This is a genomic window from Mixta sp., from assembly GCF_024610815.1.
Lineage (GTDB): Bacteria > Pseudomonadota > Gammaproteobacteria > Enterobacterales > Enterobacteriaceae > Mixta > Mixta calida.
In genome coordinates this window covers 1-10,067 of sequence record NZ_JANION010000009.1, presented here as the reverse complement: position 1 = coordinate 10,067, position 10,067 = coordinate 1, and the positions used below count along the sequence as shown (strand labels likewise).

9 protein-coding genes and 1 pseudogene are annotated in these 10,067 nt (G+C 58.7%); 1 reads left to right on the top strand and 9 read right to left on the bottom strand.

Translation table 11 applies throughout. The annotated features are described in order from the left end of the window. The 4 genes and pseudogenes from MYY08_RS00415 to MYY08_RS00400 all read right to left on the bottom strand — a co-directional run. Positions 1 to 207 (bottom strand): annotated as a pseudogene (locus MYY08_RS00415) (hypothetical protein); the annotation flags it as partial. A 102-nt stretch (positions 208 to 309) separates the two neighbouring features. Next, entirely contained in the window at positions 310 to 1,173 is an 864-nt protein-coding gene (gene cho, locus MYY08_RS00410) for an excinuclease Cho (RefSeq protein ID WP_038626413.1), read from the bottom strand. A 332-nt stretch (positions 1,174 to 1,505) separates the two neighbouring features. Further along, on the bottom strand, positions 1,506 to 2,333 hold the full coding sequence (nadE, locus tag MYY08_RS00405; protein ID WP_038626411.1) for an NAD(+) synthase: 828 nt from the start codon (positions 2,331 to 2,333) through the stop codon (positions 1,506 to 1,508). A gap of 121 nt (positions 2,334 to 2,454) precedes the next feature. Beyond that, entirely contained in the window at positions 2,455 to 3,645 is a 1,191-nt protein-coding gene (locus MYY08_RS00400; protein WP_038626409.1) for a multidrug effflux MFS transporter, read from the bottom strand. Between the two features lie 276 nt (positions 3,646 to 3,921). On the opposite strand from MYY08_RS00400, the gene osmE reads away from it, so the two are divergent. Further along, on the top strand, positions 3,922 to 4,257 hold the full coding sequence (gene osmE, locus MYY08_RS00395) for an osmotically-inducible lipoprotein OsmE (RefSeq protein WP_038626407.1): 336 nt from the start codon (positions 3,922 to 3,924) through the stop codon (positions 4,255 to 4,257). 66 nt (positions 4,258 to 4,323) lie between these two features. Here the strand turns inward: osmE and MYY08_RS00390 are convergent, their stop codons facing one another. The 5 genes from MYY08_RS00390 to MYY08_RS00370 form a co-directional block, all read right to left on the bottom strand. After that, the gene (locus tag MYY08_RS00390) at positions 4,324 to 4,722 is read right to left on the bottom strand and encodes a DUF6515 family protein (RefSeq protein ID WP_038626405.1); all 399 of its coding nucleotides are present in this window, start codon (positions 4,720 to 4,722) and stop codon (positions 4,324 to 4,326) included. A gap of 163 nt (positions 4,723 to 4,885) precedes the next feature. Beyond that, the gene (katE, locus tag MYY08_RS00385) at positions 4,886 to 7,150 is read right to left on the bottom strand and encodes a catalase HPII (RefSeq protein WP_038626402.1); all 2,265 of its coding nucleotides are present in this window, start codon (positions 7,148 to 7,150) and stop codon (positions 4,886 to 4,888) included. Positions 7,151 to 7,348: 198 nt separating this feature from the next. Continuing rightward, positions 7,349 to 8,740, bottom strand: coding sequence for an L-cystine transporter (locus MYY08_RS00380; RefSeq protein ID WP_288012485.1), 1,392 nt, complete (start codon positions 8,738 to 8,740; stop codon positions 7,349 to 7,351). Between the two features lie 179 nt (positions 8,741 to 8,919). Further along, a complete protein-coding gene (locus MYY08_RS00375) occupies positions 8,920 to 9,507 on the bottom strand; it encodes a metal-dependent hydrolase (protein WP_084970238.1) in 588 nt (195 codons plus the stop codon). A 124-nt stretch (positions 9,508 to 9,631) separates the two neighbouring features. Then, positions 9,632 to 10,067: SDR family oxidoreductase (locus tag MYY08_RS00370; RefSeq protein WP_288012481.1), on the bottom strand; the 436-nt coding region annotated here is incomplete at its 5' end.

Genomic DNA, 10,067 nt, shown 5'->3' with positions numbered 1-10,067 from the left:
GTCCTGCGGCTGACGTTCGAAAGGGGGTTTTGGGTAGAGCTCGCGCGGGTCTTTGCCGGTTTGAGGCGGGGCGCTGCTTTGCGACGCACCGCCGTTTTCTGCGGCGCTGGCGCTGCCCGACATCGCCATGCCGGTAACCGCCATGCTGCCCATCAGTCCGCCAACCACCTGGCGACGAGAAAATCCACTGTGATCGTGTTGAGACATGCGTTCTCCTTTTCATCAGTAAAAGTGCCCAACAAACGGCGACACAACTGATTAAAAGGTAGACGCGGATCACCTATGGCGCGAAGCGAAGCGGCAGGGCGCTTACAGCGGAATCACGGGATATTTGCCGCTCAGCAGCGGACGGCAGAGATATTTGTAGCCGTCGTTATCAAACCCTTTCGGCGGGCTGGTCAGGTTTTTCGCCTCGTCGAGATGACTGACGGAGCCGAGATAAAACCAGTTATGAATAATATGCATCTGCGTCTCTTTCGGACCTTCCTCTACCAGCGCCACGGCGCCAGGCCACGGCCAGCAGACGACGCGCACTTTCTCCAGCGCCTCCAGCAGACGGCCATGATGGTCGCCGATCGGCTCTTTGCCGCAGCAGGCGCCGGCGCAGCGGCCCAGGCTGGCGCGGAAGCAGGCGCGGTTTTTACTGTGGCTCTCCAGCCCCAGCAGGCTGTAGCAGAGCTGACGTTCGTCAGCGATCTTCTTCAGCGTCTCCAGCGCGGCGCGGCGACTGGAATAAAGCCCGAACAGATCCGGCGAAGCGGAGAAATCGAGATCGCGCGCGTAGACCACATCCGGTCGTCCCACGCCGTCCCACTGTAAGGAGCAGAGCTGCCGGTTACGTCGCAGACGCTTGTTAAACAGCGGCTGCTGGTTTTTGATCATCTGCGCTTCCAGCAGCAGGGCGCCCAGCTCGCCAGCGGTGGTGATCCAGCTGATGCGGCGCGTCAGGCGCAGCATTTTCGCTTCATCCGGCGTGCGGAAGTGGGACATAACGCGCGTGCGCAGGCTGATGCTTTTGCCGATATAGAGCGGCATCACGTCGCTGTCGCCGTGAAAAATATAGACGCCGGGCAGATTGGGAATATCGGCCAGGAAAGAACGCAGATGTTCGGGATATTCATAAATAGCCGCTGGTTCAAATTCCAGGCGGTGACTGGCAGCACGTCTTACCACAGGTGACTCCGTTTTACTGGTTGCATATCCAGTTTATCAGCCGGAATGGAAATTGAACAGTGCGAAAAATCGGCGCTGAGGCGCAGTGAAAACCACTGGAGCGGCGGGCTGACGCGATAAGTTCACAGTGCGCCCCGTTAAGCGGCGGCGTAATTCATTCCCTTGGGACATCAGAAAAAAATGATGCCCGCAGGCGGAAGACGGGTCTGCGCAGACAAGCAACAGGGCGGGAAAAGAGAGGAGCGCAACAGAATTCTGCGTAACGTTAAAGCGGAAATAAACGGGGCGGACGGGCGATAAAAGAGCGGACCGACGGTCCGCTCGCGCAAAATTTATTTCTTCCAGTAGTCGTCAAATACGGTCACCGGCAGGCGGCGCTTATGCTCGGTTTTCTGATACCAGCCTTCAATGGTTTTAGCGGCGGACTCCTCGATCTGCTGCCCTTCCAGATAGGCGTCGATCTGACCGTAGCTGACGCCCAGCGCCACTTCATCCAGCAGGCCCGGACGATCGTCTTCCAGATCGGCGGTTGGGTGTTTCAGCCAGAGATGCTGCGGGCAGCCCAGCTCTTTCAGCAACATTTTGCCCTGGCCTTTATTCAGGCGATGAATCGGGTTGATGTCGCTGCCGCCGTCGCCGTACTTGGTAAAGAAGCCGGTCACCGCTTCCGCGGCGTGATCGGTGCCAACCACCAGCCCTTTGGTCATCCCGGCGATGCTGTACTGCGCCTTCATACGCTCGCGCGCTTTCTCATTGCCGCGCACAAAATCGGAGAGTTCAATGCCTGCCGCTTTCAGCGCGCGCTCGCTCGCCTGCACCGCCTCTTTGATATTCACCACCAGCACGCGATCGGGCTGAATGAAATCGAGCGCGTCCTGACAATCTTTCTCGTCGGCCTGCACGCCGTAGGGCAGACGCACCGCGATAAACTGATATTCCTGGTCGCCGGTCTCTTCACGCAGTTCGCTCATCGCCAGCTGGCTCAGCTTGCCGCACAGGGTGGAATCCTGACCGCCGCTGATGCCCAGCACCAGCGTTTTAATAAAAGGGTGGGCTTTCAGATAGGATTTCAGAAACTCAACGCTGGTACGGATCTCTTGTTTGGCATCGATGGTGGGTTTGACGCCCAGCGCCTCAATGATTTCCTGCTGCAGTGACATAAACCTCTCCTTGAATCAGTAGCCTGTTGGCTCGTTGCGAATGCATATTCTGTTAAAACTAACGCGCATCCGGCAAAACGACAAGCCGGTTTGCGCCTGAGCCGGCTCAGGCGCGGCGATTTCAGACAGTCTGCGGTTTTTTCGCCAGCAGCAGAAACATCGTGATGGCCAGCAGGTAGCAGCCGAAGATGGTCAGCGTCATGGTCAGCACCGAGGTGCCGCCAATGCCGGTGACCGGCACGCTGATGGCGCCCAGCGTGAACATGGTAACGCCAATCACCGCCGACGCGCTGCCGGCGCGTTGGCCCTGGCTCTGCATCGCCAGCGACGCTGCGGTCACCGAAATTACGCCGTTGCTGGCGACGCTGAAGAACAGCGCCGTCAGCACCAGCGGCAGGGCGGCGCCGGACAGACCGGCCAGCACCAGCGTGCCGGAAGCGATAAACGCCAGCGTCAGGCCGCCCTTCAGCACGCGATATTCGCCCCACAGCGGGCAGAGGCGCGCGCTGGTCTGCGAAGCGATCACCAGCCCCAGCCCGTTAAGGGCGAAGCAGAAGCTGAACGCCTGCGGCGACAGGCCGTAGATCTGCTGCAGCACGAACGGCGAGGCGCCGATATAGGCGAACATGCCGGACATCATAAAGCCCTGCGTCAGACAGAAGCCCATAAACGGACGATGGGTGACGACCTTGCCCAGCGCCGCCCAGGCGGAAAGCAGCGATCCCTGGCTGCGACGTTCCTCCGGTAGCGTTTCATGCAGCTTCAGGCGCGCCAGCGCCAGCAACAGCAGGGCGATCAGCGCCAGCGCCATAAACAGGCCGCGCCAGTCGAGAAACGTCATCAGCGCGCCGCCCATTACCGGCGCGGCGATCGGCGCCAGGCCGTTAACCAGCATCAGCATGGCGAAAAAGCGGGTTAAGTCATGGCCGCTGTACATATCGCGGGCAATGGCGCGCGACAATACCGCGCCGCCCGCGCCCGCCAGGCCTTCAAACAGCCGCGCCAGCAGCAGTTGGTTGATATTCTGCGCCAGGGCGCAGCCGACCGAGGCGATAAACAGCAGGATCAGCGAAAGCGTCAGCGGGCGCAGACGGCCGGTTTTATCGCTGAGCGGCCCAAAAATCAGCTGACCCGCGCCCAGCCCCAGCAGGCCGGCTGTCAGGCTGAGCTGGGCGGTCGCCGTCGGCGTTTGCAGGTCGGCGGCCAGCGCCGGCAGCGCCGGCAGGTAAAGATCGATGCAGAGCGGCCCCAGCGCCGCCAGTAAACCCAGGCTGATGGCATAACCAATACGGTTAGGATGAATAGAGGTCATGGTGTTGTTTGTCTCCCTGTCAGGAATGGTGAGGCTCTGTTGCGCGCGGATTTCTTAAGATCCGCGTCAGGCTGTGATGTCGGGCGGCCGAATTATACGAAGAAGCGCCGCCTCGCCCTACGGTTTTCCGCCGCGACAATCGCTGCGGGCAATCACCGCTGCGGCGGAAGCGCTCGTAAATGACCGAATAAAGAAAAATGCACGCCATAAATTTGATAAATCAGCAATTATGTTCCACGCTTATGCCTACATGGACAATAAATGAGGAACAACAAGATGAAAAAATTCACAGGATTAGTTGGTGCTGCTGTGGCTCTGGCCGTGTTATCTGGCTGTAGCGCTTACGATCGTGCTGAAAGCTATGTGACTCAGCCGGTTGTTAAGGATGTGAAAAAAGGTATGACCCGCGAGCAGGTACGTCAGATCGCGGGCCCGGCGTCGACGGAAATCACCATGGTGCACGCGCGCGGCACCTGTCAGACCTATGTGCTGGGTGAGCGTGACGGCAAACCGCAGACCTATTTCGTCAGCTACAGCGATACCGGTCGTGTAATGAACTACGGCTTCCAGAGCTGTAAAGAGTACGACACCGATCCGCAGGCCAACCAGTAAGGCCGGATAGCACATTAATGGGGGCGGTCTGCAAAGGCCGCCCCCGTTGTTTTACGCCTCGTCCGTTTACAGTCCCGGCGGTCGCGGCACCTCAAGATATTCTCCATCGATATTGCGTTCATAGTAGTGCCCATCCTGCACATAGTAACGACGCCCGTTGTAATCCAGCGCGCGCATCGCATCGCCCATCGTCATCCGCTCCGTTGGCGGCTGCACCATGACATAAGTCTCGCCCTGACGCTGATAGACATTGCCGTTCAGCAGATAGTAAGTCAGCCCGCCAATCAATACCGCCGTTGCCGCCTCAGGCAGAAAGCGGAAGGGCGCAGGACGTCCCCAGCCGTGTCCGCCCCATTCGCCGCCGTGACGCCAGCCGGGGCCAGGAGCGGGACCATAAGGGTGCGCGACGGCCACGGCGGGCGCCGTCAGGGTCAGAGCCAGTAGCGATGCGATAACCTTTTTCATGGTGATTCTCCTGCATTAACTGCTGGCAGGATTGACGCGGTAGCGGAAAAAAACAAGCGTAATCAGGCCGTTTTTGCGGCTGCTTACCACGCTTAACGCTTCCTTAACGCTTGGGGGAAATTGTGAAGAGAAAAGGCGGGCCGGGCGGCCCGCCTGAGCATCATCAGGCTGGCACGCTCAGTGCTTTCTGACTACGCGACCAGATGCGGTGCGCGCCGAGAAAAGCGATAAATTCGCTCATCAAGACGCCTTCCGCTTTTACATCTTCGATCACGCCTTCTTCAGGCTCATCGTCGCCAAGACCGAACTGCGCCTTAAAGCGACGCGCGTCGCCGCTCAGGGCAATCACTTTCAAGTGCTTATAGGCTTCAAGCAGATAGTAGCGGGCGTCGCCGCTCAGCAGCAGCGCATCGATATTGCCATCCGGCACGATAACCGCATCGACCGTTACCGACGGCAGGCCGCTGAAGGTGCCGTCAATGGGCAGGGTAGAGCCGTCGTCAGCGCGTACCTGGCCCATATGCGCCGCCAGCAGCTTAGCGTGCACGCCGTGCGCCTTCAGCTCTTGCAGGATCGCCAATACGTCGGCGGCCTTAACGCCGTCGCTCAGCAGCAGGGCCACCTGGCGGCCTTTAATGTTGCCGCTCGGCACCGCGTAGAGGCTCAGGCTGGCGTCTTTGCGCAGGCCATTGACATCTTTCGGCGGCGCCGTGTGCAGTTTATCGTCCGACAGCGCGATACCGAGGTTCTGCGCCACGCCGTGCGCCAGCGACACGTCGATATGCAAAAGGTGATCGACCACGCGCTCGCGGATGTAGGCGCGCGCCACTTTACCCAGCTCAAACGAAAAAGCGTCGATAATATGCTGCTGCTCTACCGGCGTCTGGCTCAACCAGAACAGGCGCGGCTGCGAATAATACTCGCCGAAAGAAGGGCTGCGCTCGCGCACCTTATGGCCTTCGATTCGCTCCTGATAGCTTTCAAAGCCGCCGCGACGTGGCTGCGGAGGCGTTTCTCGCGGCCAGTTATCGTTAATCGAGTTTGGCTCATAATTTGCCGGGTTGGTGTCGATATCCATGCGATGCATGCCCTGACGCTGAAAATTATGGTAAGGGCAAACCGGACGGTTAATCGGGATCTCATGGAAGTTAGGGCCACCGAGACGGCTGATTTGCGTATCGGTGTAAGAGAACAGGCGTCCCTGTAGCAGCGGATCGTTGGTGAAGTCGAGTCCCGGCACGATATGGCCCGGATGGAACGCCACCTGTTCGGTTTCGGCGAAGAAGTTGTCTGGATTGCGGTTCAGCACCATTTTGCCGATCAGCTCTACCGGCACCAGCTCTTCCGGGATGAGTTTGGTGGCGTCAAGCAGATCGAAATCGAATTTAAACTCGTCCTCTTCCGGGATCAGCTGTACGCCCAGCTCATATTCCGGGTAGTCGCCCGCCTCGATCGCTTCCCAGAGATCGCGGCGATGGAAATCGGGATCGCGTCCGGTCAGCTTCTGCGCTTCATCCCACAGCAGAGACGCTTTGCCCGCCACCGGCTTCCAGTGGAAGCGCACAAAGGTCGCTTTGCCCTGCGCGTTGATCATGCGGAAGGTGTGAATGCCGAACCCTTCCATGGTGCGGTAGCTGCGCGGAATGCCGCGATCGGACATTGCCCACATCACATTGTGCAGCGTTTCCGGCTGGAGCGAAACATAGTCCCAGAAGGTATCGTGCGCGCTTTGTCCCTGCGGGATCTCGTTATGCGGTTCAGGTTTTACCGCATGGACAAAGTCAGGAAATTTATGCGCGTCCTGAATAAAAAATACCGGCGTGTTGTTGCCCACCAGGTCAAAAACCCCTTCCTGGGTATAAAATTTAGTGGCGAAGCCGCGAATATCGCGCACGGTGTCCGCTGAGCCAGCGCCGCCCTGAACAGTGGAAAAGCGGACGAATACCGGCGTGATCTGATCGGGATCGCGCAGAAAATCCGCTTTCGTCACCTCGCTCATGGAGCGATAGGGCTGAAAGTAGCCGTGGGCCGCCGAACCGCGCGCGTGTACGATGCGTTCCGGGATGCGCTCATGGTCAAAATGCGTGATTTTTTCACGCATAATAAAATCTTCCAGCAGCGTCGGGCCGCGCGTGCCGGCTTTCAGGGAGTTTTGATCGTTGGCGATGCGCGTACCCTGATTAGTGGTCAGCGGGAAATTCTCGCCCCCTTTACGGTGCGCATCCAGCTGATCGAGCTTGGCGTTGCGCGTATCAGGCGACTTCAGGCTGCCAGGGGCGGTAGGCTGTTTGCCCGGCGGCGTCGGTTCGGCAGAAGGCTTATGGGAACCATCCTCAGGGGCCAGGGAATCAAGGCCAGGCTTGGCGGATTCAGGACCTGTAGCCGGCGCGCTGTGGCTCAGTTCCTTATTATCAGTTTCTTTCGACATTAGCATTGCTCCTGTTGATGTCGTTCAAGGCTTCATTAACTATAGAACAGCACGCAAGGTACGCCTGGAGTTTCCGGGGATTTGTGTTATATCAGGCAGCCTTTCGGAATCGCGGAAAAGACGAAAAGGGAAGGCGGAGACGAAAAAAAAGGGCCGGATTATCCGGCCCTTAGCGTGTTGATGCGGATTTCGCTGGCGTTAGCGATGCACCAGCTCGCGATGCTCATCACTGTTGAGCAGCGCGTTGTCAGTCTGCTTCATCCAGCGGCTGGTCAGAGAACCTGCGGTCATTGAACCGTTCACGTTCAGCGCGGTGCGGCCCATATCGATAAGCGGCTCGATAGAGATCAGCAGGGCGACCAGCGTCACCGGCAGGCCCATCGCCGGCAGCACAATCAGCGCGGCAAAGGTTGCGCCGCCGCCCACGCCCGCCACGCCGGCAGAGCTGAGCGTCACGATACCGACCAGCGTCGCAATCCAGACCGGATCGAGCGGGTTGATGCCCATCGTGGGCGCAACCATCACCGCCAGCATTGTCGGATAGAGACCGGCGCAGCCGTTCTGACCGATGGTGGCGCCGAACGAGGCGGAGAAACTGGCGATCGATTCCGGCACGCCCAGACGCTGCGTCTGCGCCTCCACGTTCAGCGGAATGCTGGCGGCGCTGGAGCGGCTGGTAAAGGCGAAGGTAATGACCGGCCACACTTTGCGGAAGAAGCGTAGCGGGTTGATGCCGTTGACCGAGAGCAGCAGGGCGTGCACCGTAAACATCATCGCCAGACCGAGGTAAGAGGCAACGACAAAGCTGCCGAGCTTGATAATATCCTGCAGGTTGGAGCCAGCCACCACTTTGGTCATCAGGGCCATCACGCCGTACGGCGTCAGCTTCATGATCAGACGCACCAGCTTCATCACCCACAGTTGCAGGGTGTCGATCGCTTTCAGTACGCGTTCGCCTTTTTCCCGATCGTCCTTCAGCAACTGCAGCGCCGCCACGCCGAGAAACGCGGCGAAAATCACGACGCTAATGATGGAGGTCGGGTTAGCGCCCGCCAGATCGGCAAACGGATTTTTCGGAATAAACGACAGCAGCATCTGTGGCGCGCTCAGATCGGCCACTTTGCCTGCGTAGTTTGACTGGATAGCGGAGAGACGCGCCGTTTCCTGCGCGCCCTGCACCAGACCTTCGGCGCTCAGGCCAAACAACGTGGTGACGAAAACGCCGACCAGCGCGGAAATCGCGGTGGTGAACAGCAGCACGCCGATGGTCAGCACGCTGATTTTACCCAGCGAGGAGGCGTTATGCAGACGGGCCACGGCGCTAAGGATAGAAGCGAAGACCAGCGGCATGACGATCATCTGCAATAGCTGCACATAACCGTTCCCTACCACGTTGAACCACGCGATCGATTCTTTCAGCACCGGCGCGCTGTCGCCGTAGATCAGCTGAAGCGCCAGACCAAACAGCACGCCGATCACCAGGCCGACCAGTACTTTCTTCGACAAACTCCAGCCGTTGCGGCCCAGCCTGGAGAGCACCACCAGTAAGGCGATAAACGCCAGGACATTAAGAATAAGCGGAACAGTCATCCTGTTTTCTCCATAAATATGCCCCACAGCGGGGCGGTAACGCCGCTGTGAGGCAGGGTGAAGATATTTTTATCCACGCATTAAGTGGCGTAACTGACGGAATGGTAACAGCCCGGAACGAAACAGGATTAGATCCGAATGGAATGGGTTATAACTTTTTGCATTGATTCGTCTAAAAATCAGCCTGCCCGCAGGCTAATTAACCGATCGATGCCCGACTGAACGTTATTCATTAATTTGGCGGGCCAGTCCTCCGCGCCGAAATGAGGCATGCCGGGCGGAAACCACAAGGCGCCCATCACCAGCGCCAGGCAAAAAATGCGCTCCAGCTGGTTTCCCGCTTTGGTGGTCAAGAGCGGCAGACGAAAACGCCAGCGGCAGGGCCAGAGCAGCGGCACGCCGGCGGGCGTCAGCATATCGGCGGCGATATGGCTCAGATAGCCCAATACCATGCCGTGCATGGCGTCGGTCGGCACCGGCCAGCCGTGCGGTAGATTCATCCGCAACAGCGTGACGCCGCCCAGCACCGCCAGCAGGCTATGGGTAAAGCCGCGATGGCCGAAGGCGCGCGCAATGGGCTGCGATATCCAGCGAAAGCGCTGGCCCAGCGTCGAACGAGGATGATCGATATCAGGCAGCAGGCAGGTCAGCAACACCGCCGGAATAATATGCCACCAGTCGCCGTTGGCCAGCTCTGGCGTTAACTCTGCACGTTTGGCAAATATCGCGCTGGCAATGGCGAAAATAACGTGGCCTTCGGCCGTCATGAGGATAACCTGAATACATAACTGTCAATGTATCCAGTATAGGGGATTTATACAGTAGATGGGAAGTTGTGACGCTGTAACCAAAAGTGAATATCGGACGGAGCCAGGCCCCGTCCGGTAAGGTTTAGCGCGCCAGCCAGCCGCCATCGACCGCCAGCGTATAGCCGTTTACGTAATCAGAAGCGGATGAGGCGAGGAACACCACCGGCCCCATCATATCGTCCGGCTTGCCCCAGCGCCCGGCCGGAATGCGACCGAGAATTTCCTGGCTGCGGCCTTCATCGTTGCGCAGCTGTTCCGTGTTGTTGGTCGCCATATAGCCCGGCGCGATGGCGTTCACATTGATATTATGCGCCGCCCACTCGTTAGCCATCAGGCGCGTCAGGCCCATCACCGCGCTTTTCGATGCGGTGTAAGAAGGCACGCGGATGCCGCCCTGGAAAGAGAGCATCGAGGCGATATTGATAATCTTGCCGCCGTTGCCCTGCTTAATAAACTGACGCGCCACCGCCTGCGACATAAAGAATACCGTTTTGCTGTTGATATTCATCACGTCGTCC